The 26660-nt window shown below is 70.1% G+C and carries 23 protein-coding genes; 11 read left to right on the top strand and 12 right to left on the bottom strand.

What is annotated here, in order from left to right; translation table 11 throughout:
* Positions 1-132: 132 nt before the first annotated feature.
* The 4 genes from ACWFRU_RS10935 (at position 133) to ACWFRU_RS10950 (ending at position 4945) form a co-directional block, all read left to right on the top strand.
* Positions 133-1467 carry an NAD(P)/FAD-dependent oxidoreductase gene (locus tag ACWFRU_RS10935; protein ID WP_453685783.1) on the top strand — a complete coding sequence of 445 codons (1335 nt, stop codon included), beginning with the start codon at positions 133-135 and terminating at the stop codon, positions 1465-1467.
* A 2-nt stretch (positions 1468-1469) separates the two neighbouring features.
* On the top strand, positions 1470-2798 hold the full coding sequence (locus tag ACWFRU_RS10940) for a cation:proton antiporter (RefSeq protein WP_453685784.1): 1329 nt from the start codon (positions 1470-1472) through the stop codon (positions 2796-2798).
* A 145-nt stretch (positions 2799-2943) separates the two neighbouring features.
* On the top strand, positions 2944-4416 hold the full coding sequence (locus ACWFRU_RS10945; RefSeq protein WP_453685892.1) for an AlkA N-terminal domain-containing protein: 1473 nt from the start codon (positions 2944-2946) through the stop codon (positions 4414-4416).
* A 25-nt stretch (positions 4417-4441) separates the two neighbouring features.
* A complete protein-coding gene (locus ACWFRU_RS10950) occupies positions 4442-4945 on the top strand; it encodes a methylated-DNA--[protein]-cysteine S-methyltransferase (protein WP_453685785.1) in 504 nt (167 codons plus the stop codon).
* A gap of 22 nt (positions 4946-4967) precedes the next feature.
* On the opposite strand, the gene ACWFRU_RS10955 is transcribed toward ACWFRU_RS10950, so the two are convergent.
* On the bottom strand, positions 4968-5459 hold the full coding sequence (locus ACWFRU_RS10955) for an NUDIX domain-containing protein (RefSeq protein WP_453685786.1): 492 nt from the start codon (positions 5457-5459) through the stop codon (positions 4968-4970).
* 67 nt (positions 5460-5526) lie between these two features.
* Complete coding sequence (locus ACWFRU_RS10960) at positions 5527-6588, bottom strand: ADP-ribosylglycohydrolase family protein (protein WP_453685787.1); 1062 nt, start codon at positions 6586-6588, stop codon at positions 5527-5529.
* A gap of 282 nt (positions 6589-6870) precedes the next feature.
* Between ACWFRU_RS10960 and ACWFRU_RS10965 the strand changes: the two genes are divergently transcribed.
* Complete coding sequence (locus ACWFRU_RS10965; RefSeq protein ID WP_453685788.1) at positions 6871-8022, top strand: glycerate kinase; 1152 nt, start codon at positions 6871-6873, stop codon at positions 8020-8022.
* A gap of 366 nt (positions 8023-8388) precedes the next feature.
* Here the strand turns inward: ACWFRU_RS10965 and ACWFRU_RS10970 are convergent, their stop codons facing one another.
* The gene (locus tag ACWFRU_RS10970; RefSeq protein WP_453685789.1) at positions 8389-9588 is read right to left on the bottom strand and encodes a PucR family transcriptional regulator; all 1200 of its coding nucleotides are present in this window, start codon (positions 9586-9588) and stop codon (positions 8389-8391) included.
* Positions 9589-9852: 264 nt separating this feature from the next.
* Between ACWFRU_RS10970 and ACWFRU_RS10975 the strand changes: the two genes are divergently transcribed.
* Genes ACWFRU_RS10975 through ACWFRU_RS10995 form a run of 5 tightly spaced genes read left to right on the top strand, consistent with a single transcriptional unit; the run spans position 9853 to position 14734 of the window.
* Positions 9853-10665 (top strand): ABC transporter ATP-binding protein, encoded by an 813-nt coding sequence (locus tag ACWFRU_RS10975; protein ID WP_453685790.1) that lies wholly within the window; start codon positions 9853-9855, stop codon positions 10663-10665.
* The gene (locus tag ACWFRU_RS10980; RefSeq protein WP_453685791.1) at positions 10662-11477 is read left to right on the top strand and encodes an ABC transporter ATP-binding protein; all 816 of its coding nucleotides are present in this window, start codon (positions 10662-10664) and stop codon (positions 11475-11477) included. The genes ACWFRU_RS10975 and ACWFRU_RS10980 overlap by 4 nt, the downstream gene beginning before the upstream one ends.
* Positions 11474-12364 carry a branched-chain amino acid ABC transporter permease gene (locus tag ACWFRU_RS10985; protein ID WP_363209452.1) on the top strand — a complete coding sequence of 297 codons (891 nt, stop codon included), beginning with the start codon at positions 11474-11476 and terminating at the stop codon, positions 12362-12364. The genes ACWFRU_RS10980 and ACWFRU_RS10985 overlap by 4 nt, the downstream gene beginning before the upstream one ends.
* Complete coding sequence (locus ACWFRU_RS10990) at positions 12357-13472, top strand: branched-chain amino acid ABC transporter permease (protein WP_453685792.1); 1116 nt, start codon at positions 12357-12359, stop codon at positions 13470-13472. The genes ACWFRU_RS10985 and ACWFRU_RS10990 overlap by 8 nt, the downstream gene beginning before the upstream one ends.
* The gene (locus ACWFRU_RS10995) at positions 13469-14734 is read left to right on the top strand and encodes an ABC transporter substrate-binding protein (RefSeq protein ID WP_453685793.1); all 1266 of its coding nucleotides are present in this window, start codon (positions 13469-13471) and stop codon (positions 14732-14734) included. Before ACWFRU_RS10990 ends, ACWFRU_RS10995 begins: the two co-directional genes overlap by 4 nt.
* A 110-nt stretch (positions 14735-14844) precedes the next feature.
* On the opposite strand, the gene pssA is transcribed toward ACWFRU_RS10995, so the two are convergent.
* The 9 genes from pssA to ACWFRU_RS11040 form a co-directional block, all read right to left on the bottom strand.
* On the bottom strand, positions 14845-15699 hold the full coding sequence (gene pssA / locus ACWFRU_RS11000) for a CDP-diacylglycerol--serine O-phosphatidyltransferase (RefSeq protein WP_249586749.1): 855 nt from the start codon (positions 15697-15699) through the stop codon (positions 14845-14847).
* Positions 15686-16342: a phosphatidylserine decarboxylase gene (locus ACWFRU_RS11005; protein ID WP_363209450.1), complete on the bottom strand. Its 657-nt coding sequence runs from the start codon at positions 16340-16342 to the stop codon at positions 15686-15688. The genes pssA and ACWFRU_RS11005 overlap by 14 nt, the downstream gene beginning before the upstream one ends.
* Before the next feature lie 170 nt (positions 16343-16512).
* Positions 16513-17718 carry an acyl-CoA dehydrogenase family protein gene (locus ACWFRU_RS11010; protein WP_453685794.1) on the bottom strand — a complete coding sequence of 402 codons (1206 nt, stop codon included), beginning with the start codon at positions 17716-17718 and terminating at the stop codon, positions 16513-16515.
* Between the two features lie 2 nt (positions 17719-17720).
* A complete protein-coding gene (locus ACWFRU_RS11015; RefSeq protein WP_453685795.1) occupies positions 17721-18248 on the bottom strand; it encodes a MaoC family dehydratase in 528 nt (175 codons plus the stop codon).
* 3 nt (positions 18249-18251) lie between these two features.
* Positions 18252-19217 carry an HpcH/HpaI aldolase/citrate lyase family protein gene (locus ACWFRU_RS11020; protein ID WP_363209448.1) on the bottom strand — a complete coding sequence of 322 codons (966 nt, stop codon included), beginning with the start codon at positions 19215-19217 and terminating at the stop codon, positions 18252-18254.
* Positions 19214-21241 carry a protein meaA gene (locus ACWFRU_RS11025; protein WP_453685796.1) on the bottom strand — a complete coding sequence of 676 codons (2028 nt, stop codon included), beginning with the start codon at positions 21239-21241 and terminating at the stop codon, positions 19214-19216. The genes ACWFRU_RS11020 and ACWFRU_RS11025 overlap by 4 nt, the downstream gene beginning before the upstream one ends.
* A gap of 17 nt (positions 21242-21258) precedes the next feature.
* Positions 21259-22596, bottom strand: coding sequence for a crotonyl-CoA carboxylase/reductase (ccrA, locus tag ACWFRU_RS11030; RefSeq protein ID WP_453685797.1), 1338 nt, complete (start codon positions 22594-22596; stop codon positions 21259-21261).
* Between the two features lie 405 nt (positions 22597-23001).
* A complete protein-coding gene (locus ACWFRU_RS11035) occupies positions 23002-23805 on the bottom strand; it encodes a TetR family transcriptional regulator (protein ID WP_453685798.1) in 804 nt (267 codons plus the stop codon).
* 145 nt (positions 23806-23950) lie between these two features.
* Entirely contained in the window at positions 23951-25732 is a 1782-nt protein-coding gene (locus ACWFRU_RS11040) for a 3-hydroxyacyl-CoA dehydrogenase family protein (protein WP_453685799.1), read from the bottom strand.
* A gap of 346 nt (positions 25733-26078) precedes the next feature.
* Here ACWFRU_RS11040 and ACWFRU_RS11045 point away from each other — a divergent pair, with 346 nt between their 5' ends.
* Positions 26079-26648 (top strand): adenylosuccinate lyase, encoded by a 570-nt coding sequence (locus ACWFRU_RS11045; RefSeq protein WP_453685800.1) that lies wholly within the window; start codon positions 26079-26081, stop codon positions 26646-26648.
* Positions 26649-26660 lie beyond the last annotated feature (12 nt).

Below are 26660 nucleotides of genomic sequence, written 5' to 3' on the forward strand. Positions count from 1 at the left end.
GGGCGCGGGCCCACCTGTTAGGGGCGCTTGACGCTCTGTTAGGGGCTGACGGCCCCAAGTCGCCATCCTACGATCAAGGCGTTGTCGAATAAGGGCCGTGCGCCTCCGATCCCGGGAATGGAAGCAGGTTTTATGAACGCGGATTTCGACGTCCTGATCGTGGGCGGCGGACCGGCCGGTTCTTCGGCCGCCGCCTACCTCGCCAAGGCCGGTCTTTCGGTGGCCGTGATCGAGGGCGAGAACTTCCCGCGCCCGCACGTGGGGGAGTCCCTGGTGCCGGCGACCACGGCGGTGCTCCTGGAGACCGGCGCGATGCCCGAGGTCGAGCGCGCCGGATTCCCCCGCAAGTACGGGGCAGCCTGGACGACGGCCGAGGACCGCGAGATCCCCGCCAACGGCTTCACCGGAATGTCGTACGACTGGACCGCCCAGGTCAGGTTCGGTGAGCGCGCCCAGCCCGGTGTGGACCGCGAGTACACCTTCCACGTCGACCGCGGGAAGTTCGACCTCATCCTGCTCAAGAACGCCGAGAGCCTCGGCGCCAAGGTGTTCCAGGGCATGCGCGTCACCCGCGCCGACTTCGACGACCCCGACGGCGTCAGCGTCATGTGCCGTGCGGGCGGCAAGGAATTCCCGATGACCGGCCGCATGCTGATCGACGCCACCGGCCGGCAGACGCTGCTCGGCCGTCAGCTAAAGCTGAAGGAACCCGACCCCATCTTCGACCAGTACGCGGTGCACGCGTGGTTCGAGGGCGTGGACCGCAAGGCACTCGCCATCGACCCCGAGGAGATCGACCACATCTTCGTGCACTTCCTGCCGATCAATGACTCGTGGGTCTGGCAGATCCCCATCACCGACAGCGTCACCAGCTTCGGTGTCGTCACCCAGAAGAACCGCTTCAAGGAAGCGAACACCGACCGGGAGAAGTTCTTCTGGGACTGCGTGAAATCACGCCCCGACCTGTACGAGGAACTCCAGAAAGCCGAGCGAATTCGCCCGCTCAAGACCGAGGGCGACTACAGCTATCACCTGAAGCAGATCTGTGGCGACCGCTTCGTGATGATCGGCGACGCCGCCCGCTTCGTCGACCCCATCTTCTCCAGCGGCGTGAGCATCGCCCTCAACACCGCGCGCCTGGCGTCGAAGGACATCATCGCGGCCTTCGAGGCCGGCGACTTCTCCCACGAGCGCTTCCGTCAGTACGAGAAGGCGCAGCGCCAAGGCGCCCAGAACTGGTACGACTTCATCTCCATCTACTACCGCCTCAACGTCCTGTTCGCCGCCTTCGTGCAGGACCCGCGCTACCGCATCGGCGTCCTCAAGCTGCTGCAGGGCGACATGTGGGAGGAGGACCCGCAGATCCTGCGGGAGATGCGGGAGTTCGTCGCCACCGTGGAGAACGACCCCACCCACCTGTGGCACCCCTACCTGGGCAGCCTCCGCGCCTCGGCTCCGACCATCTGAGCATGCTGATCGCATCCGGCCTCGTGGCACCGCTCGGCCAGCACCAACTCGTGGTGCTCCTGCTCCAGGTGAGCCTCCTGCTCCTGCTCGCCCTGGCGCTCGGCCGCCTCGCCCGCCGTCTGGGCATGCCGTCCATCGTGGGCGAGCTCTGCGCGGGAGTGCTCGTCGGCCCCTCGGTGCTGCACCAGCTCTGGCCGGATCTGTCCGGATGGCTGTTCCCGGCCGACGTGAACCAGGCCCATCTCCTCGACGCGTTCGCGCAGTTGGGCCTGGTCCTGCTCGTCGGGCTCACCGGCATCGAGCTGGACTTCGGGGTGGTGCGGCGGCGGGGCAGAGTGGCCGCGCAGATCAGCGCGGCCGGCTTCCTCGTCCCGCTCGGCCTCGGTGTCCTGGTCGGCTACTTTCTGCCCGGCGAGCTCATGCCGGACTCCACCGACCGCACGGTCTTCGCGCTCTTCCTCGGCGTGGCCATGAGCGTCAGCGCCATCCCCGTCATCGCCAAGACGCTGTTCGACATGAAGCTCCTGCACCGCAACGTCGGGCAGCTGATCCTGGCGGCGGGGGTGGTCGACGACGTCGCCGGCTGGATCATGCTCTCCGTGGTGTCCGCGATGGCCACCACCGGGCTCGCCGTGGGTGACTTGGGCCTTCCCCTGACCTTCCTGACCCTGGTCATCGCCTTCGCCGCCACCATCGGCAGACCCGTCGTACGGAAGTTCCTCACCCTGCTCGGCAGGGGACAGGAGCCGGGCGTCAGGGCCGCCGGAGTCGTCGTGGCCATCCTGCTCGCCGCGTCCGCCACCCACGCGATGGGCCTGGAGGCGGTGTTCGGGGCGTTCGTCTGCGGCATCCTGATCCGCTCCAGCGGAGCCGTGGACGGGGTCGCGCTCGCGCCCCTGCGGACGGTGGTCCTCTCGGTGCTCGCCCCCGTCTTCTTCGCCACGGCCGGCCTGCGCATGGACCTGTCCGCCCTCGCCGACCCCACGGTCCTCCTGTCGGCGCTCGTGGTCCTCTTCGTGGCCGTCGCCGGAAAGTTCGCGGGCGCGCTGATCGGCTCGCTCGCGGGCCGGCTCAGCCGCTGGGAGGCGATCGGGATCGGGGCGGGCATGAACGCGCGCGGCGTCATCGAGGTGATCGTCGCGATGGCGGGCCTGCGGCTCGGCGTCCTGACCGAGGAGGTCTACACGATCGTCGTCCTGGTGGCCATCGTGACCTCCCTGATGGCACCGCCCCTCCTGCGGCTGGCCATGGGCCACGTGGAACACACGGCGGAGGAACGCCTCCGGCAAGGAGACATGACCCCGGTCCCCACCCGCGAGGAGGCACCCTGACCGTGACCTCGGGCCCCTGACCGCAGCCCCGGCTCCCTGACCGCAGCCCCGGCCCCCTGACCTCCATGTCGGATTCTCGCCAGCCACCTCCACCCCCATGCCCGATCCTTGAGGCATGACCACGAGTTCTCCGCCGCTCCCCTCGATGCATTCCGACGCCGAGCGCTGCGTACGTGCGGTGCAGTCGAAGGACGCCCGGTTCGACGGCTGGTTCTACACCGCCGTGACCACCACCCGTATCTACTGCCGTCCCAGCTGCCCCGTGGTCCCCCCGAAGCCCGAGAACATGAGCTTCTATCCGAGCGCGGCAGCCTGCCAGCAGGCGGGATTCCGGGCCTGCAAGCGGTGCAGGCCGGACAGCAGCCCCGGCTCCCCCGAGTGGAACCAGCGCGCCGACCTCGTGGCCCGCGCGATGCGGCTCATCGGTGACGGCGTGGTGGACCGCGAGGGCGTCCCGGGCCTCGCGGTACGCCTCGGCTACAGCACCCGCCAGGTGGAACGCCAGCTCCTCGCGGAACTCGGCGCGGGCCCCCTCGCCCTGGCCAGGGCCCAGCGCGCCCAGACCGCCCGGCTGCTCATCGAGACGACAACCCTGCCCATGGCGGAGATCGCCTTCGCGGCCGGCTTCGCCTCGATCCGCACCTTCAACGACACCGTCCGCGAGGTCTTCGCCCTCGCCCCGGGCGAGCTGAGGGACCGCGCCCCGAAGGCCGTGAACAGGGTCAGCGCCCCCGGCGCGCTCTCGCTCCGCCTCCCCTTCCGCGCCCCGCTCAACCCCGACAACCTCTTCGGCCACCTCATCGCCACCGCCGTACCCGGCGTCGAGGAGTGGCGCGACGGCGCGTACCGCCGCACGCTCCGCCTCCCGTACGGCCACGGCGTCGTCGCCCTCACCCCAGCCCCGGACCACATCGCCTGCCGCCTCAGCCTCACCGACATGCGCGACCTCACGATCGCCATCAGCCGCTGCCGCCGCATGCTCGACCTGGACGCGGACCCGGTCGCGGTGGACGCCCAACTGAGCGCCGACCCGCAGCTCGCACCCCTGGTGGCCAAGGCCCCGGGGCGCCGGGTGCCGCGCACGGTCGACGAGGCGGAGTTCGCCGTACGCGCGGTCCTGGGCCAGCAGGTGTCCACCGCCGCCGCCCGCACCCACGCCGCCCGCCTGGTCACCGCGCACGGCGAGCCGGTCGACGACCCCGAGGGCGGTCTCACTCACCTCTTCCCCGCGCCGGGAGCCCTGGCCGCGCTCGACCCGGAGGCACTCGCGCTGCCGCGCAGCCGCCGCACCACCCTGACCACGCTCGTACGCCACCTCGCCGACGGATCACTGCGGCTCGGCGTGGAGAGCGGCTGGGAGGAGGCCCGCGCCCGGCTCACCGAACTGCCCGGCTTCGGCCCCTGGACCATCGAGGTCATCGCCATGCGGGCACTGGGCGACCCCGACGCGTTCCTCCCCACCGACCTGGGAATCCGCCGCGCGGCACAGGAGCTGGGCCTCCCGCACACCCCGGCCGCCCTGACCGCGCGGGCCGCGGCCTGGCGCCCGTGGCGGGCGTACGCGGTCCAGTACCTGTGGGCCACCGACGCGCACCCCATCAACCACATCCCGGCCTGAGCGCCGGTTCGAGAGGAACAGCCCCGTGCACCGTCAGCACACAGTCATCGACAGCCCCTACGGCCCCCTGACCCTCGTGGCCACCGACGGGGTCCTCAGCGGCCTCTACATGACAGAGCAGCGGCACCGCCCGCCCGAGGAGACCTTCGGCGACCGTGACGCGGGCCCGTTCGGCGAGACGACCAGCCAGTTGGAGGCGTACTTCGAGGGCGAGTTGAAGGAGTTCGACCTGCCCATGCGCCTGGACGGCACGCCGTTCCAGCGCACCGTCTGGCAGCAGCTCCAACTGATCCCGTACGGCGAGACCCGTACGTACGGCGAACTCGCGGCCCTCCTTGGCAAGCCCAACGCCTCGCGCGCCGTCGGCCTCGCCAACGGCAAGAACCCCATCGGCGTCATCGTGCCCTGCCACCGGGTGATCGGCACGGGCGGCTCCCTGACCGGCTACGGCGGTGGACTCGACCGCAAGCAGCGGCTGCTGGCCTTCGAGGGCGCGACCACACCACGCAAGGAGGACGCCCTCTTCTGACTCCGACCTCCGGCTCTCCGGTTCAGCCGACCCGCACGCCGTTCTCCAGCTCCACGGTCCCCGTCCCGGCATCGAGTGCCGCGAGTGCGGCTTCGACCCGCAGCCCCAACTCGTGCGGCAGGAAACGCGGCAGCTCCTCGCGGGCCACCAGACGCCAGGAGAGCAGCTCGTCCTCCTGAAGCCTGATCGACTTCAGCCGGTCGTCGTCGAGCACCCCGCCGTCGTACAGATAGGCGACCAGCGGGGGACGTGCGACACCCGGCACCCAGTCCACCGCGAGCAGCGCGCCAAGAGCGACGTCCAGGCCGATCTCCTCCGCGGTCTCGCGGCGCGCGCCCTGCCGCGGTGTCTCACCCTCGTCGGACTCGACGGTGCCGCCGGGCAGGGCCCACCCGTCACGGTAGTTGGGCTCGACGAGCAGCACCCGCCCCTCCGAGTCCCTGAAGAGCGCGGCGGCCCCGGCGATGATGCGGGGCAGGCCCGCGATGTACGTGGCGTAATCCTGAATGGTCACGTGAAAAGGGTAGAGGCGGCGCAGGTCCGGCCCCCGCGTTGGCGCGCCCCGCTGCCGCTCCCTGCCTCTACTCCTGCACCAACTCCACGGTACGCGCGGCCAGTTCACTGATCCGCGCCCCGTCGAAGCCGAACACCGCACTGCGCACCCGGTCCTCCAGGGGGTCTCGCCACTGCGCCGGGATGGCCTTGGCCCCGCACAGCACACCCGCGACGGACCCGGCGGTCGCGCCGTTCGAGTCGGTGTCGAGGCCGCCGCGCACCGTGAGGGCGATGGTGCGGGTGAAGTCGCCGTCGCCGTAGAGGAGCCCGGCGGCCAGGACGGCCGAGTTGGGCACGGCGTGGATCCAGCCGAGTCCGGTGGTCTCCGACTCGGTGGTGGCGAGGGTCTCCTCCCAGCTCAGCCCGGCCTCGTGGAGCGTGACGACCCGGCGCACCGTACGGGCCAGCCGGCAGCTGGAGGGGATCACGCCGAACGCCGCGTCCAGGGCGGCGCGCGCGGTGGCGGCCGAAAACGCCGCCGAGACGAGCGCCGCAGCCCACATCGCCCCGTAGACCCCGTTGCCGGTGTGCGAGAGCACCGCGTCGCGGCGGGCGAGGGAGGCCGCGCGGCGCGGGGCGCCCGGGTTCGTCCAGCCGAAGATGTCGGCACGGATCAGGGCGCCGATCCACTCCTGGCAGGCGTTCTCGTACGTCGCGGTGAGCGGCGGCTTGAGCCCGTTGGTCAGATTCCGGTACGCGGCGCGCTCCGCGGTGAACGTCTGCAGATAGGGCAGGCGCAGCAGCCACAGCTCGCCGACCTGTTCGGTGCTGAACGTGAACCCGTGCGTCTCCAGGAGATGCAGTCCGAGGATCGCGTAGTCGATGTCGTCGTCACGGCAGCTGCCGTGCACCTTGCCGCGCACGCACTGCTGCCACTCGGGCCGCAGCTGGAACTCCTCGACCCAGGAGGGGGGTTCGGGCAGATAGTCGGTGAGCGGCAGCGCGTCGGCCTGCCGCAGATAGCGCTCGATGCGCTCGCGCGTCCAGTAGTCGCCCCGCTCGATGGGTTTGCCGAGCATGTTGCCCGCGATCCGCCCGATCCAGCCGCCGAGAACACGGTCGGCGAGTTCCGTATGTGCTGGGGTCATGCGTCCGGTGTACCGAATCCGGGGCGGTCGCGCGCGGTCAACGTGACGGGTTCGGCGCGGAGGGTGACACGTTTGTCTGGTTCTCGAAGTCGGCCGAGCCGCGTGATCGATCATTCCTGCGAGCTCATCGCACCACTATCACCCCACTTACGCGGATTTAAGGGAGGGGTTCGGGGCTCCGATATGCGGACGGCCATGGGCAGGCGGCCCCTCCTCCGGTTATGGTCGCTGCGGCGCGACTGCCTTGACGCGAGCAAGGCCCGGAAAGCAAGGGGATGCAAGGTGGCGGACGCTGCTGGGACGGCGGGGCATGTGCTCATCGCCGCGGACAAGTTCAAGGGCTCACTCACGGCCGTGCAGGTCGCGGAGCGGGTGACGGCCGGGCTCCGCCGGGTCGCCCCGCGGGTGGAGGTCGAGGCCCTGCCGGTGGCGGACGGCGGCGACGGCACGGTCGCCGCGGCGGTCGCGGCCGGTTTCGAGCGCCGTGAGGTACGGGTGACGGGGCCGCTCGGCGACGAGGTCACCGCGGCGTACGCGCTGCGGGACGGCACCGCGGTGGTGGAGATGGCGGAGGCGTCCGGCCTCCAGCTGCTGCCCGAGGGTGTCTTCGCACCGCTCACGTCCACGACGTACGGCTCCGGGGAACTGCTGCGGGCCGCGCTCGACGCGGGCGCGCGGACCATCGTCTTCGGCGTCGGGGGCAGCGCGACCACGGACGGCGGGGCCGGCATGCTGGCCGCGCTGGGCGCGGTCTTCCTGGACGCGGCAGGGGCGCCGGTGGCGCCGGGGGGCGGCCCGCTCGCCACGCTGGCCTCGGCGGATCTCTCGGGGCTCGACAAGCGCTTCGCCTCGGTCGACCTGGTCCTCGCCAGCGACGTGGACAACCCGCTGACCGGCCCAAAGGGCGCTTCGGCGGTGTACGGCCCGCAGAAGGGGGCCACGCCGGAGGACGTCGCCGAGCTGGACGCGGCCCTCGCGCACTTCGCGCAGGTGCTGGCCGAATCGGTGGGTTCCGCCGCCCTTGAGCACGCGGAGTCCCCGGGAGCGGGCGCGGCCGGCGGCATCGGCTACGGGGCCCTGGTCGGGCTCGGCGCGAGCTTCCGCCCCGGGATCGAGGTCATGCTGGACGTCCTCGGCTTCGCGCCGGCGCTTGCGCGGGCCTCGCTGGTGATCACGGGGGAGGGGTCTCTGGACGAGCAGACCCTCCACGGCAAGGCCCCCGCGGGCGTCGCGGCGGCGGCTCGCGCGGCGGGCGTCGAGGTGGTGGCGGTCTGCGGCCGTCTCGCCCTTCCGGCGGAGGCCCTGGGCAAGTCAGGCATCCGCCGCGCCTACGCCCTCACCGACGTGGAGCCGGACGTGGCCCGCTGCATTGCCGAGGCGGGGCCCATCCTGGAAACGGTGGCGGAGGGAATCGCCCGCGATTTCCTGAGCTAGGGGGTTTTGCTGGGGCGGTGTCTCGCCGGGGGCGCGGTGGGGGTTATTCGCGCAGTTCCCCGCGCCCCTGAGGGCCCTGAGGGGGCTGTGCGGTGGTCCTTCACCTGCGGCCGGTGGGGGCTTGTCGCGCAGTTCCCCGCGCCCCTTACGGGGCCCGAGTGGTGGTCGCGTACACCTGAGGCCGGTGGGGGTTGCCCGCGCAGTTCCCCGCGCCCCTGACGGGGCCGGTGGGCGTTGCTCGCGTCGTTCCCCGCCCGCCTTGCGGGGCCCGGGGGTTTTCAGCCCGTCCGGCGTTTGAGGACGAGCTCGGCGGAGCCGGTGATTTTTGGCGCGCGCCCCCGGGCCACGGGGCGAGGCAAATTCGCTCTAGCCCGGCGCCAGCCGATACGCGTCGAGGGCCAGTGTCATCTCCATCAGGTCCCTGGGGCGGGCCAGTGACCGCGAGGTCAGCTGTTCCAGGCGCCGCAGGCGGTTGAACACCGTGTTCCGGTGGCAGTAGAGCCGCCCCGCGGCCCGCCCGGCGGAACCCTCGCACAGCAGCCACGCGTCAAGCGTCTCCAGGAGCACCGCCCTGTCCGCCGGTTCCAGCGCCAGCACCTCCCCGAACACGTCCGAAACAAGGCGCCCCGCCAGCTCCGGCTGGCTCACCACGAGCGCCGTCGGCATCCGCTGGTCCAGCCGTACGATCCCGGTCGCGTCCGGCGGACACGTACGCAGCGCCAGCTCGGCGAGCCGCCGCGCATGGCCGAGTTCGGAGAGCCCCGCCACCACGGGGCTGATGCCACCGGGCCCGGGGCACCGCCCGTCGAGCGCCGCGGCCAGCTCGTCCAGGCCCTCCTCCGCGCCGAGCGCCACCACCCCCACCTCCCGGTCCGTCCGCATCCGCCAGACGAAACGGAACCCGGCCCGCTGGATCTGCCGGTGGAACGCGGCCCGCCCGTCCCGCCGCTCGGCGCGCAGCACCACCACCGCGTACGGCCCGCGCTCCGGCAGATCGAGCCCCGCGGCCACCTGCGAGGCGAGGCCGGGAGCGGCCTGACCCTCCAGGAGCGCGTCAAGCAGCGCCTGCAACTGCTCGTCGGTACGGCGCCGAAGCTCCGCCTCCGCCGCCCGGTACGCCTCGGACGCGGCAGCCGCCTGCGCGTCGACCGCCGCCCACACCATCGTCGCCGACCGCATCAGGACCACGAGCTTCTCCGGGTCCTGCCCCACGGAGCCTTCGAGCAGCGAGTCCCAGACCAGATAGCCCGCGTTGCGGTACGAGTGCACCACCAGGTCCAGCGGCAGCCCCTGCTGGGCCCGGCGTCTGCCTGCCTCCTCCGCGTACTCCAGATCGCGGCGCGGCGACGCGCGCGGCGCGGTGATCGTCTCGATGCCGATGCGCATCGCGTCCTCCGCCTCCCGCCACTGCTGGTCGTACGGCAGCACCCGCGCGTACACGGGCGAGTGCTCGAAGAGCTGCCGCAGGTGTTCGTCCACCAGCTCGGGGATGCGGGGCTTGAGCGCCACGCACGCCTCCTCGAGCACCTTCCAGTCGTGACCCGTCCGAGGCCTGCGTCCGCTCATGGCTTCCTACCCCCGTCACCGCTGCCCGCCGTGCCCTGGTGCTGGGGAGGATGCCACCGCTCGGCCACCCCTGGCAGGCCCCTGACACGGGGTGTTGTGCCCGTGCACAACCGGCGGCCGGTCCCGCTGGTCACCCGCAGCGATTCGGACACAGGACGTGGACGGGCGGGCGCGGCGGTGCTGGGCTGAGCGCCACGCGGAGGGCCGAGCGGCACGGACGGCCGAGCGACACGAACAGGGCAGGCAGAGGACAGGGGGTCCCAGGTGGGTGGTTCCGGACTGGTCGTAGAGGACGCGTCGGTCGGATACGGACCGGTACGCGCGCTGCGCCAGGTGTCGCTCGAAGTACCGGACGGCGCCGTGGTCGCCGTGCTCGGCGGCAACGGCGCGGGCAAGTCGACGCTCCTGCGCGCCATTTCACGCACCCTCGCCTTTCACCGGGGGGCGCTCACCACCGGCTCCATCCACTTCGGCGGGCGGCGCATCGACCATCTGCACGCGGACCGGGTGGTCGCCGCGGGAGTCTCACAAGTGCCGGAAGGCAGAAGGGTGTTCGCCCGCATGACCGTCGCCGACAACCTCCGGTCGGGCGCGCTCGGGTCCACCGGAAGCCGGGCCGCGAAGGCCAGGGCCCTGGAGCGCGTCCATGAACTCTTCCCCGTGCTCGCCGAGCGCGCGGGCCAGCGGGCCGGGCTCCTGTCGGGCGGCGAGCAGCAGATGCTCGCCGTGGGCAGGGCGCTGATGGCCTCACCGAAGCTGCTGCTCCTGGACGAACCCTCCCTGGGGCTGGCCCCGTTGATGGCGGCACGCATCGCCGACACCATCCAGGAGATCAACGGCCAGGGCACCGCGGTCCTCCTCGTCGAACAGAACGCCGCGCTGGCACTGCGCCTCGCATCACGGGCGTACGTCCTGGACGTCGGCGAAGTGGCACTCGCGGGACCCGCGGACGAGCTGGCCGCGTCCGACGAGGTACGCCGCCGCTACCTGGGCGTGGTCGACGAGACCGCCGCGGCCGACGCCTCGCGCGGCGTCAGCGCGCTGCCGGTCCTCAACCGATGGGCGGGCCGACGATGACCGAGGACCACCCGGCCACGCAGCCGGCACCGCCGGACGACGTCCCCGCCCTGGAGGTGCGGGATCTGACCGTCCGCTTCGCGGGCCTCACCGCCCTCGACGCCATCAGTTTCACCGTCAGGCCAGGCACCGTGCACGCCGTCATCGGCCCCAACGGCGCGGGGAAGTCCACCTGCTTCAACGTCCTGTCCGGCGTGTACCGCGCCACCAGCGGCAGTGTCCACTTCGGTGAGCACGACCTGACGACGATGCCTCCGCACCGCATCGCCGACCTCGGCGTCGCGAGGATCTTCCAGAACCTCGCCCTGCCGCCGCGCGCGACGGTCGCCGACAGCCTGATGCTCGGCCGCCACCGGCTGACCCGCACCGGATTCCTGGCCGCGGGCCTGCGCCTCCCCTCGGCGGCACGCGAGGAGCGCGGTCACCGCGAACGGGTGCGGGAGATCGCCGCGTTCGTCGGCATCGAACAACAACTGCACGCCCCGGCGGGCTCCTTGCCGTACGGCCAGCAGAAACTCGCGGAACTGGCCCGCGCCTTGTGCATGGAGCCCCGGCTGCTCCTGCTCGACGAGCCCGTCGCGGGCATGACCGCGGACGAGCGGCAACGCACGGCCGCCGTCATCGCGGGCGTCCGCGACAGCCTCGGAATCTCGATCGTCCTGGTGGAACACGACATGGGGGTGGTGATGCGGCTCGCGGACGCGGTGACCGTACTTGACTTCGGCCGGCGCATAGCGGACGGCGCCCCGGCGGCCGTACAGAACGACCCCGCGGTCGTGCGCGCCTACCTGGGGGAGGGGGCAACCTCGTGAACACCTTCGTCGAGCTTCTCCTCAACGGCCTCTCGATGGGGTCCGTCTACGCCCTCATCGCACTCGGCTTCGTCGTCATCTTCCGGGCCACCGAGGTCGTGAACTTCGCGCACGCCTCGCTGCTCCTGGCCGGCGGCTACTTCATCGCGTCCCTCCACGACGACATCGGCTTCTGGCCCGCGGTGCTCGTCGGCATCGCCGGGGCCGCCGTCGTCGGCGCCGCCATCGAGTTCCTCGTCATGCGGCGGTACCGAGGATCGGACCACAGCGTCCTCGCCATCGTCACGATCGGCGTCGACATCCTGCTCACCACCGAACTCACCCGCCGCCTCGGCACCGACGTGCTCGCCCTCGGCGACCCCTGGGGCGACTCGGTGCTCACCATCGGGTCGGTCTCCATCGCCCACACGCGCATCGCCGCGTTCGTCGCCGCCGCGCTCCTGATCACCACGTTCCTGCTCGCCTTCCGCTACACCTCCTGGGGCGTGGCGATGCGGGCCGCCGCCGAGAGCCCGGAGACCGCCGCCCTGATGGGCGTGCGCCTGGGCCGGGTCTCGCTCGGCGCGTGGGCGGTGGCGGGCGGCCTCGCCGCGGTGGCGGCGCTCTTCCTCACCGTCTTCCCGACGCCGGGGCTCGAACGGGCCACTTCCCTGGCCGCGCTGAAGGCGTTCCCCGCCGCGATCCTCGGCGGCCTCGACTCGACCACCGGCGCGCTCGTCGGCGGGCTCGTCGTCGGGGTCACCGAGTCCCTCGCCACCGGGTACCAGAGCGAACTGACCTTCCTGGGACGGGGTCTCGGCGACCTCGCGCCCTATCTCGTGATGACCGTCATCCTCCTCATCCGGCCGGCCGGACTCTTCGGCACGAAGGAGCTCGCCCGTGTCTGAAGTCCTGGCCCGTGGACGGGAGCTGCGCTCCCGAGGCCGTACGAGGCTGACCCGCCCCCGCGTGTATCTGTGGATCGCGGGCGCCGTGATCCTGCTCGCCCTGCCCTTCTACCTCGACCGCTTCTGGCTCCAGGCCGGCCTGTTCGCCATGGCCGCGGCGATCGGCGCGATCGGCCTGAACCTCCTCACCGGCGCGACCGGCCAGCTCTCCATGGGGCACGCCTTCTTCCTCGCGATCGGCGCGTACGGCTACTGCGTCTTCGCCGGGGACGGCGAGGACGGCCTGACCGGACTTGGCCTGCCCACCTGGATCGCCGCCACCCTGGCCGTCGTCGTCGCGGGGATCGCGGGCGGGCTCTTCAGCCCCATCGCGGGACGCCTGCGCGGCGCCTACCTCGGCATCGCGACCCTCGCGCTGATCTTCATCGGGCAGCACGTGCTGTTCAACGCGCACGATCTGACGGGCGGCTCCAACGGACGCGACGTGCCGCCCCTGAGCGTCTTCGGCATCACCTTCGACGACAGCGAGCTCGTCGTGGCGGCCGTGCCGTTCGGGGCCTCGGAGAAGCTCTGGTACGCGGGCCTCGTCCTCCTCGTCGGCTGCGGGCTCTTCGCCCGCGGTGTGCTGCGCGGACGCCCCGGACGTGCCATGAACGCCATCCGCGACCACCGCATCGCCGCGGGCGTGATCGGGGTGCCGGTCGCCCGGTACCGCGCCGGGGTCTTCGTCCTCTCGTCGATGTACGCGGGCCTCGCGGGCGTCCTGCTCGCCCTTGTCTTCCAGCGCACCGTGCCGGACTACTTCGGCATGACGCTGTCCCTCGAATACCTCGCCATGATCGTCATCGGCGGCCTCGGCTCGGTCGCGGGCGCGGTGGCCGGTGCCGCCGTGGTGTCCCTGCTGCCGCAGCTCCTGACCCGGTACAGCGACGCGCTGCCCCTGGTCACGGCCCCCGGCGGTGGCGGGATCACACCGGGCGAGGCATCCCGGTATCTGTACGGCGCCGCCGTCGTGGCGGTGGTGCTGTTCCTGCCCGGCGGCCTGGCCAGCATTGCCGCCCGGCGCTCCAGGCCGACGTCAGGCCACACTCCAGGGGAGGAACGATGAGTTCACGCAGGTTCAAGAGGGCCACCGCGACGGCGACGGCGTTCGCCGCACTGCTCGCGGTGGCGGGTTGCAGCTCCAAGGCGGGGGACGACGAGGGCGACAAGGAGGGCGCGGGCGGGGTCAAGTCCGGTGTCGGTGTCTCCGCCAAGGAGATCGAGCTCGGTGTGCTCACCGACATGACGGGTGTGTACGCGACCCTCGGCAAGAGCGTCACGCAGGCCCAGCAGCTCTACGTCAAGCAGACCAACGCCGACGGCGGCATCTGCGGCCGCAAGCTCAAGCTGACGGTCCGCGACCACGGCTACGACCCGCAGAAGGCGGTCGCCGCCTACACCGAGCTGGAGCCGGAGGTCCTCGGCTTCGCCCAGTTCATCGGCTCCCCGTTCGTCGCCGCGGTCAAGCAGCGGATCGACAAGGACAAGAGCCTCGTGCTCCCGCAGGCCTGGTCGGCGAACCTCCTGGGCAGCCCGTACGTGCGGGTCGTGGGCTCGACGTACGACCTGGAGACGATCAACGCGATCGACTTCCTGATGAAGGAGAAGGGCCTCAAGAAGGGCGACAAGCTCGGTCACGTCTACTTCGAGGGCGACTACGGCGAGAACGCCCTGGCGGGCTCGCAGTACATGGCGAAGAAGTCGGGCCTGACCGTCGTGGAGCAGAAGATCAAGGCGACCGACAACGACATGACGGCGCAGGTCGCGGCCCTGAAGAAGGCCGGGGTGAAGGCCGTGGTGATCAGCGCGGGTCCGCGGCAGGCGGCCTCGCTCGTGGGTGTCGCGGCGGCCGGCAAGTTCAACGTCCCGATCATCGGCAACAACTCGGCTTTCGCGCCCCAGCTCCTGGGCACGCAGGCGGGCCCGGCCCTGGCGAAGAACTACTACGTTGCCTCACCGACCCTCCCGATCGGCGCGGACACCCCCGCGGCGAAGAAGCTGGTCAGCGACTACAAGGCGGCCTACCCCAAGGACTCCCTGGACAACGGCGTGACGGCCGGCTGGACCGCGGCGTCCATCTTCGGGGAGGCCCTCAAGAAGGCCTGCGAGAGCAAGGACCTCACCCGTGAGGGCGTCGACAAGGCCCTTTTGACCATCGACTCCTACGACACGGGCTTCGGCGTCACCCAGAACTTCAGCGACCCCAAGGCGCCCTCCTCGAAGGAGAGCGTGATCCTGCGCCCCGACAAGGGCGTGACGGGCGGCATGAAGGTGGTCCGCGAGCCGGGCGCCGCCGACGCGACGCAGGGCTTCACCGCGGGGGGCTGAGGGGTTTCAGCCCGTCCGGCGCTTGAGAACGAGCCCGGAGGACGATAGACGGCACGTAAGAGGGGCCCGAACCAATAGGTTCGGGCCCCTCTTACACCGTTCAAGCGCCGCTACGGCAACTGCGCCGCACGCGCCTCACGCCGGTTGTCCCGGAAGTTGTTCACCCGGCGGGCTGTGGCGAACAGCGGGATGACCGCGCCGAGCACCAGCTGCAGCGCGCAGCCGGTCTGCAACAGGAGCTGGCCGCCCGGTGCCTCGAAGGCCCAGGCCGCGAGCAGCCCCATGGCCGCGACGATCCACGCGAGCATCGCCACCGCGAGCGGACCCCGCGGCTTCGGGTACTCGACCCGGCTGACCATGAGCCACGCCGTGCCGATGATCGCCAGGAGCGTCGCCACGAAGGGCAGCTCCAGGAGCACGATCGAGACGACCGTGAGCGCGCCGAACGGCGAGGGCATGCCCTGGAAGGTGCCGTCCTTCACGGTCACGCAGCTGAACCGCGCAAGCCGCAGCACCACCGCCAACAGCACGACGATCGCTCCGACCGCGGCCACTCTCTGGTGCGCGTCGTCGGCGACCATGCCGTAGACGAGCACGAAGTACGCGGGGGCCAGACCGAAGCTGATCAGGTCCGACAGGTTGTCGAGCTCGGCGCCCATCGGCGAGGACCGCAGCTTGCGCGCCACGAGCCCGTCGAAGAGGTCAAAGACGGCCGCGCAGAGCATCAGGATCACGGCGGTGGCGGCGGAGTGCCGGGCCATGCCGCTCTCGTTGCTGCCCTGCAGGTGCGGGATGAGGATGCCGGTGGTGGTGAAGTACACCGCCATGAATCCGCACGTGGCGTTACCGAGGGTGAGGGTGTCCGCTATCGAGAGGCGGAGTGAGAGAGGCATCTCCTCGTCGGCCTCATCCTCGGCCGCCTCGGGCACCCAGCCCGCTTGTGTCTCAGGATCAACCACGGTCAATTCGAGTCACCCCAGCCACGGTCTTCTGACCGACCTCGACGTCCGTCTCGACACCCTCGGGGAGGTAGATGTCGACGCGGGAGCCGAAGCGGATCAGGCCGATCCGTTCACCCTGCTCGACCTTCGTGCCCTGGGGCACGTAAGGAACGATGCGCCGCGCGACCGCGCCCGCGATCTGGATCATCTCGATGTCACCGAGCTCGGTGTCGAAGTGCCAGACAACGCGCTCGTTGTTCTCGCTCTCCTTGTTGAACGCCGGGACGAACCCGCCGGGGATGTGCTCCACGGACGTCACCGTGCCCGCCAGGGGCGCGCGGTTGACGTGGACGTTCAGCGGGCTCATGAAGATCGCGACGCGGGTGCGTCCGTCCTTCCACGGCATGATGCTCTGCACCACACCGTCGGCCGGGGAGATGACCCGGCCCTGGGCGATGTCGCGCTCGGGGTCGCGGAAGAACCACAGCATGCCCGCCGCCAGGGCGGTGGCGGGCACGGCTACGGCCGCGGCGCCCTTGGAGCGACGCGCACGCACCAGGCTGAGTGCCGCGGTGGCGACAGTCGGCAGGAGCCACGGCGATGCTCCGCGCGCAAGGCGTACGCCAGCGAGGCTGTCGCGTGGTGCAGAGGTTTGGCTGTGGGGCATGGATGACCTTCGTAGCGGATGATGCCGCGCAGTGAACGGGGGACGGCGGCTTTTTCCGGATGGTATCGGTTGCGAGCCACAACTGGGCAAGCCAGGAAGCGGAGTCGACGGCCGAAGAGTGCTGACAGGGTGTGACCTTCTTCTCGAAGAAACCGCCCCAAACCAGACATTCAGCCCTGGAATCGATACTCTTCGAGCAGTCGGCGTCCAATGATCATTTTCTGGATCTCGGCGGTACCTTCGCCGATCAGCAGCATGGGCGCCTCACGGTACAGACGCTCGATCTCGTACTCCTTCGAGAAGCCGTAACCGCCATGAATTCGGAACGCGTCCTCTACGACTTCTTTGCAGTATTCGGAGGCGAGGTACTTCGCCATCCCTGCTTCGAGGTCGTTTCGTTCCCCGGAGTCCTTTTTGCGTGCTGCGTTCACCATCATCGCATGGGCGGCCTCGACCTTGGTAGCCATCTCGGCCAGCTTGAACTGAATCGCCTGGTGCTGAGCGATCGCCTTGCCGAAAGTGTGACGTTGCTGGGCATAAGAGACACCGAGCTCAAATGCACGCTGAGCGACACCACAACCACGAGCCGCGACATTCACACGGCCGACTTCGACGCCGTCCATCATTTGGTAAAACCCTCGGCCGGTGGTCCCGCCGAGCACACGATTGGCCGGAATTCGCAGTCCATCCATGATGAGTTCGGTGGTGTCCACCCCCTTGTAACCCATTTTGTCGATCTTGCCCGGGATGGTGAGGCCGGGGCGGACCTCTCCGAAGCCCGGCTCCTTCTCGACGAGGAAGGTCGTCATCGACTTGTGGGGGGCCGTGCCCTCGGGGTGTCCTTCGTCACTCCGGCACAGAACGGCCACCAGAGTGGACGTGCCGCCGTTCGTCAACCACATCTTCTGACCGTTGAGGACGTACTCGTCGCCGTCCTTGACGCCCTTGGACGTGATCGCGGACACATCGGAGCCGAGAGCGGGCTCCGACATGGAGAACGCGCCGCGCACCTCGCCGGCCGCCATGCGCGGCAGGAAGGTGTCCTTCTGCTCCTGCGTCCCGTGCTGCTTGAGCATGTAGGCGACGATGAAGTGGGTGTTGATGATGCCGGAGACCGACATCCAGCCACGCGCTATCTCCTCGACGCACAGGGCGTACGTGAGCAGCGACTCGCCCAGACCGCCGTACTCCTCGGGGATCATGAGCCCGAAGAGGCCCAACTCCTTGAGACCGTCCACGATCTGCTGCGGGTACTCGTCACGGTGCTCCAGCTCCGTGGCGACCGGGATGATCTCCTTGTCGACGAAGTCCCGGACCGTGGACAGGATCTCCTGCTGGACGTCGGTGAGACCTGCGGTCTGCGCGAGTCGGCTCATGGCTACTTCTCCTGGCCCTTCTTGGGGTTGTCACGCAGCTCCGGGCGGCCGGGCTGCTCGCCGCCGCGCTCCTTGATGTACGTCTCGGTGGGAACCATCACCTTGCGGCGGAACACGCAGACCAGCGTGCCGTCCTGCTTGTAGCCCTTGGTCTCCACGTAGACGATCCCGCGGTCCGACTTGGACTTCGACGGAGTCTTGTCCAGGACTGTGGTCTCGCCGTAGATCGTGTCGCCGTGGAAGGTCGGCGCCACGTGCTTGAGCGACTCGACCTCCAGGTTGGCGATCGCCTTGCCCGAGACGTCCGGCACGGACATACCCAGGAGCAGCGAGTAGATGTAGTTCCCCACGACGACGTTCTTCCCGAAGTCCGTCGTCTTCTCCGCATAGTTCGTGTCCATGTGGAGGGGGTGGTGGTTCATCGTCAGGAGGCAGAAGAGGTGGTCGTCGTACTCGGTGACCGTCTTTCCGGGCCAGTGCTTGTAGACGTCCCCGACGGTGAACTCTTCGTAGGTGCGGCCGAACTGCATGTCTCAGGCCTCCGGGATCTCGAACTTGGAGGTACGGGTCATGCCCGCGGCGCGCCCCTTGCCGGAGATGACGAGCGCCATCTTGCGGCTCGCCTCGTCGATCATCTCGTCGCCGAGCATCGCCGAGCCCTTCTTGCCGCCCGCCTCGGAGGTGCAGTAGTCGTACGCGTCGAGGATCAGCTCGGCGTGGTCGAAGTCCTCCTGGGAGGGCGAGAAGACCTCGTTGGCGGCGTCGACCTGGCCGGGGTGCAGGACCCACTTGCCGTCGAAGCCGAGCGCGGCGGCGCGGTTCGCGACCTCGCGGTAGCCGTCCACGTTCTTGATCTGCAGGTAGGGGCCGTCGATCGCCTGGAGGTTGTTGGCGCGGGCGGCCATCAGGATCTTCATCAGGATGAAGTGGTAGGCGTCCGCCGGATAGCCGGGCGGCTGCTCGCCGACGACCAGGGACTTCATGTTGATCGATGCCATGAAGTCGGCCGGGCCGAAGATGATCGTCTCGACGCGCGGGGACGCCTGCGCGATCGCGTTGACGTTGTTCAGGCCCTGCGCGTTCTCGATCTGCGCCTCGATGCCGATCTTGCCGACCTCGAAGCCCATCGTCTTCTCGATCTGCGTGAGCAGGAAGTCCAGCGCCACGACCTGGTCCGCCGTCTGCACCTTCGGCAGCATGATGCAGTCGAGGTTCTGGCCGGCGCCCTCGACGACGGTGACGACGTCGCGGTACGTCCACTCGGTCGTCCAGTCGTTGACGCGCACGACCCGCGTCTTGCCCGTCCAGTCGCCCTCGTTGAGGAACTTGACGATGGTGTGCCGTGCCTCGGGCTTGGCGAGCGGCGCGCAGGCGTCCTCCAGGTCCAGGAAGACCTGGTCGGCGGGGAGGCCCTGGGCCTTCTCCAGGAAGCGCGGGTTCGAACCCGGTACCGCCAGACACGAGCGGCGGGGGCGCAGACGGTTGATGGGCGCGGTCATGCGGGGACCTCCAGAGGGTCGAGCTTGTTCGCTTTCCGGATCTCGTCGACGATACGGCCGATGATCTCGGTGATGCCGAAGTCCTTGGGGGTGAACACGGCGGCCACACCCGCCGCCTTCAGGTCCTCGGCGTCGCTGTTGGGGATGATGCCGCCCGCGATGACGGGGATGTCGGGCGCGCCCGCATCGCGCAGGCGCACCAGGACGTCCGGCACGAGCTGCGCGTGCGAGCCGGAAAGGATCGAGAGGCCCACGGCGTGCACGTCCTCCGCGAGGGCCGCGTCGACGATCTGCTCGGGCGTGAGCCTGATGCCCTGGTAGACGACCTCGAAGCCGGCGTCACGCGCACGCACCGCGATCTGCTCGGCCCCGTTGGAGTGCCCGTCCAGGCCCGGCTTGCCGACCAGGAAGCGCAGCTTGCCGGTGCCGAGGTCGGCGGCGGTCTTGGCGACCTTGTCGCGGACGAGGGCGAGCGGCGTGCCCGCCTCCGCGGTGACGGCCACCGGAGCGCTGGAGACGCCCGTGGGCGCCCGGAACTCCCCGAAGACCTCCCGCAGGGCCCCGGCCCACTCCCCGGTCGTCACACCGGCGCGTGCGCACTCCAGGGTGGCCTCCATGAGGTTGCCGGTGCCCGCGGCGACCTCCTTGAGCCGCTCCAGGGCCTTGCAGGGGCGCGGGTGGTTGAACGGCGGCTGGTAGCGGGTGTCGCGCCAGTGCTTGAGGGCGTTCACGACACGGTTCTCGACCGCCGGGTCCACCGTCATGATCGCGGTGTCCAGGTCCGCGGTGAGCGGGTTCGGCTCGGTCGACTCGTAGGCGTTGACGCCGACGATCTTCTCCTCGCCCGACTCGATGCGTGCCCTGCGCTCGGCGTGCGAGGAGACGAGCTGCGACTTCAGGTAGCCGGACTCGACGGCGGCCATCGCGCCGCCCATCTGCTCGATGCGGTCCATCTCGGCGAGCGACTCCTCGACGAGGGACTCCACCTTGGCCTCGATGACGTGGCTGCCCTCGAAGATGTCCTCGTACTCCAGGAGGTCGCTCTCCAGGGCGAGCACCTGCTGGATGCGCAGCGACCACTGCTGGTCCCACGGCCGCGGCAGACCGAGGGCCTCGTTCCAGGCGGGCAGCTGCACGGCACGCGCGCGTGCGTCCTTGGACAGCGTGACCGCCAGCATCTCCAGGACGATGCGCTGGACGTTGTTCTCGGGCTGCGCCTCGGTCAGACCGAGGGAGTTGACCTGCACGCCGTAGCGGAACCGGCGCTGCTTGGGGTTGGTGATGCCGTACCGCTCGCGGGTGATCCGGTCCCAGATGCGGCCGAACGCCCGCATCTTGCACATCTCCTCGACGAAGCGGACGCCCGCGTTCACGAAGAAGGAGATACGGGCGACCACGTCACCGAACTTCTCCTCGGGGACCTGCCCCGAGTCGCGCACGGCGTCGAGCACGGCGACGGCGGTGGACATCGCGTACGCGATCTCCTGCACCGGAGTGGCCCCGGCCTCCTGCAGGTGGTAGCTGCAGATGTTGATGGGGTTCCACTTGGGGATGTTCGCCACCGTGTAGGTGATCATGTCGGTGGTCAGGCGGAGGGAGGGCCCCGGCGGGAAGACGTGCGTCCCGCGCGAGAGGTACTCCTTGACGATGTCGTTCTGTGTCGTCCCCTGGAGCTGCGTGATGTCCACGCCCTGCTCCTCCGCGACCACCTGATAGAGCGCCAGAAGCCACATGGCCGTGGCGTTGATCGTCATCGAGGTGTTCATCTGGTCCAGGGGGATGTCCTGGAACAGCCGCCGCATGTCGCCGACGTGCGAGACGGGGACGCCGACCCGGCCGACCTCACCGCGGGCGAGGATGTGGTCCGGGTCGTAGCCGGTCTGCGTGGGCAGGTCGAACGCGACCGAAAGGCCCGTCTGGCCCTTGGCGAGGTTGCGCCGGTACAGCTCGTTGGACGCCTCGGCCGTGGAGTGACCGGCATAGGTCCGCATGAGCCACGGCCGGTCCTTCTGACGCTCTGTCATGTGCGAACCCTCAGCCCTCAGACGTTCCGGAAGCGGTTGATCGCGTCGATGTGCTTGGCCCGCATCTCCGGGTCGCGCACGCCGAGCCCCTCCTGGGGCGCGAGGGCGAGGACGCCGACCTTGCCCTGGTGGAGGTTGCGGTGCACGTCGTAGGCGGCCTGTCCGGTGTCCTCGAGGGAGTAGACGCGGGAGAGGGTGGGGTGGATCTTGCCCTTGGCGATGAGGCGGTTGGCCTCCCAGGCCTCGCGGTAGTTCGCGAAGTGCGAGCCGATGATCCGCTTCAGGGACATCCACAGGTAGCGGTTGTCGTACTCGTGCATGTAGCCCGAGGTCGAGGCGCAGGTGGTGATCGTGCCGCCCTTGCGCGTGACGTAGACCGAGGCGCCGAAGGTCTCGCGCCCGGGGTGCTCGAAGACGATGTCGATGTCCTCGCCGCCGGTCAGCTCGCGGATGCGCTTGCCGAAGCGCTTCCACTCCTTGGGGTCCTGGGTGCGCTCGTCCTTCCAGAACTTGTAGCCCTCGGCGCTGCGGTCGATGATCGCCTCGGCGCCCATCGCGCGGCAGATGTCCGCCTTCTGCTCGCTGGAGACGACACAGATCGGGTTGGCGCCGCCGGCCAGGGCGAACTGGGTGGCGTACGAGCCGAGCCCGCCGCTCGCGCCCCAGATCAGCACGTTGTCGCCCTGCTTCATGCCGGCGCCGTTGCGCGAGACGAGCTGGCGGTAGGCGGTGGAGTTCACCAGGCCGGGGGAAGCGGCCTCCTCCCAGCTCAGGTGGTCCGGCTTGGGCATGAGCTGGTTGGACTTGACCAGGGCGATCTCGGCGAGCCCGCCGAAGTTGGTCTCGAAGCCCCAGATGCGCTGCTCGGGGTCGAGCATCGTGTCGTTGTGGCCGTCGGAGGACTCCAGCTCGACGCTCAGGCAGTGCGCGACGACCTCGTCGCCCGGGTTCCAGGCGTTCACGCCGGGTCCGGTGCGCAGCACGACGCCCGCCAGGTCGGAGCCGATGATGTGGTACGGCAGGTCGTGGCGCTTGGTGAGCTCGCTCAGCCGGCCGTAGCGCTCCAGGAAGCTGAAGGTGGACACGGGCTCGAAGATCGAGGTCCACACGGAGTTGTAGTTGACCGAGGAGGCCATCACGGCCACCAGGGCCTCGCCCGGGCCGAGTTCGGGGACCGGCACGTCGTCCAGGTGGATCGACTTGCGCGGGTCCTTGTCGCGGGTCTCGAGCCCGGCGAACATCTCCGCCTCGTCCTTGTGCACGGTGATCGCGCGGTACGAGTCGGGCAGGGGGAGAGCGGCGAAGTCGGCGGACGTGGTGTCCGGCGACTGGATCGCGTCCAGGATTTCCTTCACGGTGATGCCTCCGGCGAAGTTCGTGCCCCCTTTGAGGGGAGCACGCTCTTGAGGGTTACGTCGGGTGCTGCTGGTGCAGGTGGTGGAGGGTGTGCCGTCGGTTCGGCGAAGGTGATGCTCGGCAGCGCTTGGTGTGGCGCGGGAGGTTGCCTGTGACGCAGGCGTCCGGGCGCACGAGCCGTGGCTTGTGGGGACAGCCGGCGTACGAAGGTTCTCTGCACGCCGGCCGCCCGGACAACATCAACGTATGACACCGCGTGCCAGTCGGCAAGACACTGAGTGCCAGCAATTTTTGATAGATGATCGATCAGTGCAGGTCAGAGGGTGTGGCGGCATGACAGAAGGGGCGCTACCGGTGGGTAGCGCCCCTTCAAAAGTCGAGGGTAAATGGGTGGAAAACGGGATCTACGACTCCCGCAGAGCCTTCTCGATCGTCCGCATGATCTCGTCCAGCGGTGCGTCCGTCCGGGCCACGGTGACCAGCACATCGCCCCCGGTGCTCACCGAGGCCGCCGGAGCGGTGGTGGTGTCACGCCCCGCCCCGATGCCCGACCCGAAGGTCCTGCGGACGATGGCGAAGGCGTGGTCGAGATGGGTCATCACGTCGCCCTGTCCGCCCGCGCGCAGCCAGCGGCGAAGGACGTGGTTGTGCGCCGTCACCACCGCCGACGCGGCCACCTCCGCCAGGAGCGGGTCGTCGTTCCCGTCGTGGTGCGCCTGCTCGTCGAAGTGGCCCAGGAGATAGCGCGTGAAGAGCCGTTCGTAGCGGGCCACCGAGGCGATCTCCCGCTCGCGCAGCGTGGGTACCTCGCGTGTCAGGCGGTAGCGCTCGACGGACACGGCGGGCGACGCCGCGTACATCTTCATGACTTCCTTGATGCCCCGGCACACCGTGTCGAGCGGGTGCTCGTGCGGCGGAGCCGCGTTGAGCACCGCCTCGGCCCGGGTCAGCGTGTCGTCGTGGTCCGGGAAGATCGCCTCTTCCTTGGAGCGGAAGTGCCGGAAGAAGGTCCGGCGCGCGACACCGGCCTGTGCGGCGATCTCGTCGACCGTCGTCGCCTCGTACCCCTTGGACGCGAAGAGCTCCATCGCGGCGGCCGCCAGCTCCCGGCGCATCTTGAGCCGTTGGGCGGCGGCGCGACTGCCGGCCGCGCTCTCGGGGGCGTCGGGCGTAGCGGGCGTACGTGAGGACTTGGCGGCCTTGGGCATGCCCCGAACGTACTGCATACGCGCAGCCGAGTGCTCCCGCGGGACGGGGCTGAGCGGCGGCGGGACGGGGCCGCCCGACGGTTCGAGCAGCCCGCCCCAGTCCGCGCGTGGTCTGCCGTCAGGCGCGCTCCCGTCCGCTTCCGGCCTACCGTCGGGCATATTCGCGGAAGCCGCGGCCGGTCTTGCGGCCGAGGCAGCCCGCGGCCACCAGGTGTTCGAGCAGGGGAGCGGGGGCCAGGCCCGGGTCGCGGAACTCGCGGTGCAGGACCTTCTCGATGGCCAGCGAGACGTCCAGGCCCACGACGTCCAGGAGCTCGAAGGGGCCCATGGGGTAGCCGCCGCCGAGCTTCATCGCGGCGTCGATGTCGTCGAGCGTCGCGTAGTGCTCCTGGACCATCTTGACCGCGTTGTTGAGGTACGGGAACAGGAGCGCGTTCACGATGAAACCGGCGCGGTCGCCGCAGTCCACCGGGTGCTTCTTGATCGTCGAGCAGACCTGGCGGACGGTCGCGTGCACGTCGTCGTCCGTGAGGACCGTGCGGACCACCTCGACCAGCTTCATCGCCGGTGCCGGGTTGAAGAAGTGCATGCCGATCACGTCGCCGGGGCGCGAGGTGGCGCGGGCGCAGGCCACGACCGGCAGGGACGAGGTCGTGGTCGCCAGGATCGCGCCCGGCTTGCAGACCTTGTCGAACGCCGCGAAGAGCTGCTGCTTGATCTCCAGGTCCTCGGCGACCGCCTCCAGGGCCAGATCGACGTCGGCGAACGCGTCGTACGTACCGGCCGGCGTGATGCGGTCCAGGGTCTTGGCCGCGGTCTCCTGCGTCATCCGCCCCTTGTCGACGGAGCGCGAAAGCGACTTGGCGATACGGGACTTGGCCTTCTCCGCCTTCTCCTCGCTGCGCGCGGCGAGCACCACGTCGTAGCCGGCCTTGGCGAAGACCTCGGCGATCCCGGAGGCCATGGTGCCGGAGCCCGCGACACCGACCGAGCGGATGGTGCGCCCGCCGCCCTGGCGCCCGTCCTCCGGCGGCGTCAGCGCGTCCCGCACGACGACCGAACTGCCGGGCGCCTCGTACGAGTAGAAGCCGCGGCCCGACTTGCGTCCGGTCAGGCCCGCCTCGCTGAGCTGCTTGAGGATCGGGGCGGGCGCGTGCAGGCGGTCGTGGGACTCGGAGTACATCGCGTCCAGGACCGTGCGGGCGGTGTCGACGCCGATCAGGTCGAGCAGGGCGAGGGGGCCCATGGGAAGACCGCAGCCCAGCCTCATCGCGGCGTCGATGTCCTCGCGTGAGGCGTACTTGGCCTCGTACATCGCCGCGGCCTGGTTGAGGTAGCCGAAGAGCAGGCCGTCGGCGACGAAACCGGGGCGGTCGCCGACCGCGACGGGCTCCTTGCCGAGGGCGTACGCCAGGTCGGTGACGGAGGCGACGGCCGCGGGCGCGGTCAGCACGGAGGAGACCACCTCGACGAGCTTCATCGCCGGGGCCGGGTTGAAGAAGTGCAGGCCGAGCACGCGCTCGGGGCGCTGCGACTCGGCGGCCAGACGGGTCACGGACAGCGCGTTCGTGCCGGTCGCGATGATCGTCTCGGGGCGCACGACGCCGTCGAGCTCACGGATGATCTGCTGCTTGATCTCGTACGACTCCGGGGCGACCTCGATGACCAGGTCGGCGTCGGCCGCGGCCTGCAGGTCGGTGAAGGTGCGGATGCGGGCGAGCGCGTCACGCCGCTCGTCCTCGGTGAGCTGCTCACGGCGCACGGCCCGCGCGGTGGACGACTCGATGGCGGCGACGGCCTGGGCGCCGGCGGCCTCGCTGATGTCGATGCCGATGACCTCGCGTCCCGCGCGGGCCAGGACTTCGGCGATACCGGTGCCCATGGTGCCGAGACCGATCACGGCGACGGTGTTCAGGGGAGTGTCCATGCGTGGACTCCAGGAAGTGAGTGACGACTGAGGGGCGCACGGTGCGCGGCAACGGCGGCGCGGCGTACGGAGGGTGAGCTGCTGTGTCGTGACCGGGCGGCATGGAGCACACGCCCGTGAGGAGTCGACCGGCTCTGTCCCGGAGCCACGTCGTACTGGGTGGAGCTGAGGTGCGCGAAGCACCGAACCGACAAACACTCGCTCGCACCGGCTGCGTCACCAGGCCGCTGCGAGGTTCAGTTACTGCTGACGGGGAGTGTGCCCCGCTCACATGAGATTAACCGGCGAGTAACGAGCGCGCCAGTCCCCAGGGTTTGTGATCTACATCGCGGATAGGCTCCCCGTCATGGACGTGGAGTTGCGCACGGTGACGGAACGCTTACGCCGCGAGGCAGGAGTCTCGGAGAGTTACGAGAGGCTGGTCGCGACCGGCGATGTGGAGGAACTGGCGGAGGTGCTCGCCGCGGCGGGTCAGCCACTGTGGGCACGGGAGCTTGCCGCGGTGCGGCTCGGCACCGCGGGGGACAACCGGGCCTTCGAGTCCCTCGTGCTGCTCCTCAACCACCGGGACCCCTCACGCTGCGCGGCCGCCGCGTACGCCCTGGCCAGGCTGGGCGATCCGCGTACGGCACGCGCGGCAGCCGCCCTGGCCACCAATGAGCTGCGCGTCGCCTACGCCCTGTACCCCGTGCGTCTGCTCACCGAGCTGCGCGCGCCCGAATCCGCGCCCGCCCTCATCACCACGCTGAAACGCAGGCTCGCCCCGCACGACCCGTACGGCAAGATCGCGCTGGCCTGCGTCGAGGGCCTCGGCGCCCTGGGGGACCCCCGGGCCCGCCCGGTCCTGACCCAGGCCTGCGGCTACCCCCGCCTGGCAGCAGCAGCCTCGGCGGCCCTCGCCCGCCTGCCGGACTAGGGCCTGGGCCCT

The organism is Streptomyces sp. NPDC055099 (assembly GCF_053607685.1).

Bases quoted from the DNA above. Each gene is read 5' to 3' on its own strand.
- ACWFRU_RS11005 (WP_363209450.1), bottom strand. From the start codon at position 16,342: ATGCCCCACAGCCAAACCTCTGCACCACGCGACAGCCTCGCTGGCGTA.
- ACWFRU_RS10940 (WP_453685784.1), top strand. From the start codon at position 1,470: ATGCTGATCGCATCCGGCCTCGTGGCACCGCTCGGCCAGCACCAACTC.
- ACWFRU_RS11045 (WP_453685800.1), top strand. From the start codon at position 26,079: ATGGACGTGGAGTTGCGCACGGTGACGGAACGCTTACGCCGCGAGGCA.
- ACWFRU_RS10945 (WP_453685892.1), top strand. From the start codon at position 2,944: ATGCATTCCGACGCCGAGCGCTGCGTACGTGCGGTGCAGTCGAAGGAC.
- ACWFRU_RS11025 (WP_453685796.1), bottom strand. From the start codon at position 21,241: ATGACAGAGCGTCAGAAGGACCGGCCGTGGCTCATGCGGACCTATGCC.
- ACWFRU_RS11035 (WP_453685798.1), bottom strand. From the start codon at position 23,805: ATGCCCAAGGCCGCCAAGTCCTCACGTACGCCCGCTACGCCCGACGCC.
- ACWFRU_RS10970 (WP_453685789.1), bottom strand. From the start codon at position 9,588: ATGAGCGGACGCAGGCCTCGGACGGGTCACGACTGGAAGGTGCTCGAG.
- ACWFRU_RS10995 (WP_453685793.1), top strand. From the start codon at position 13,469: ATGAGTTCACGCAGGTTCAAGAGGGCCACCGCGACGGCGACGGCGTTC.
- ACWFRU_RS11015 (WP_453685795.1), bottom strand. From the start codon at position 18,248: ATGCAGTTCGGCCGCACCTACGAAGAGTTCACCGTCGGGGACGTCTAC.
- ACWFRU_RS11010 (WP_453685794.1), bottom strand. From the start codon at position 17,718: ATGAGCCGACTCGCGCAGACCGCAGGTCTCACCGACGTCCAGCAGGAG.
- ACWFRU_RS10980 (WP_453685791.1), top strand. From the start codon at position 10,662: ATGACCGAGGACCACCCGGCCACGCAGCCGGCACCGCCGGACGACGTC.
- ACWFRU_RS11040 (WP_453685799.1), bottom strand. From the start codon at position 25,732: ATGGACACTCCCCTGAACACCGTCGCCGTGATCGGTCTCGGCACCATG.
- ACWFRU_RS11020 (WP_363209448.1), bottom strand. From the start codon at position 19,217: ATGACCGCGCCCATCAACCGTCTGCGCCCCCGCCGCTCGTGTCTGGCG.
- ACWFRU_RS10960 (WP_453685787.1), bottom strand. From the start codon at position 6,588: ATGACCCCAGCACATACGGAACTCGCCGACCGTGTTCTCGGCGGCTGG.
- ACWFRU_RS10935 (WP_453685783.1), top strand. From the start codon at position 133: ATGAACGCGGATTTCGACGTCCTGATCGTGGGCGGCGGACCGGCCGGT.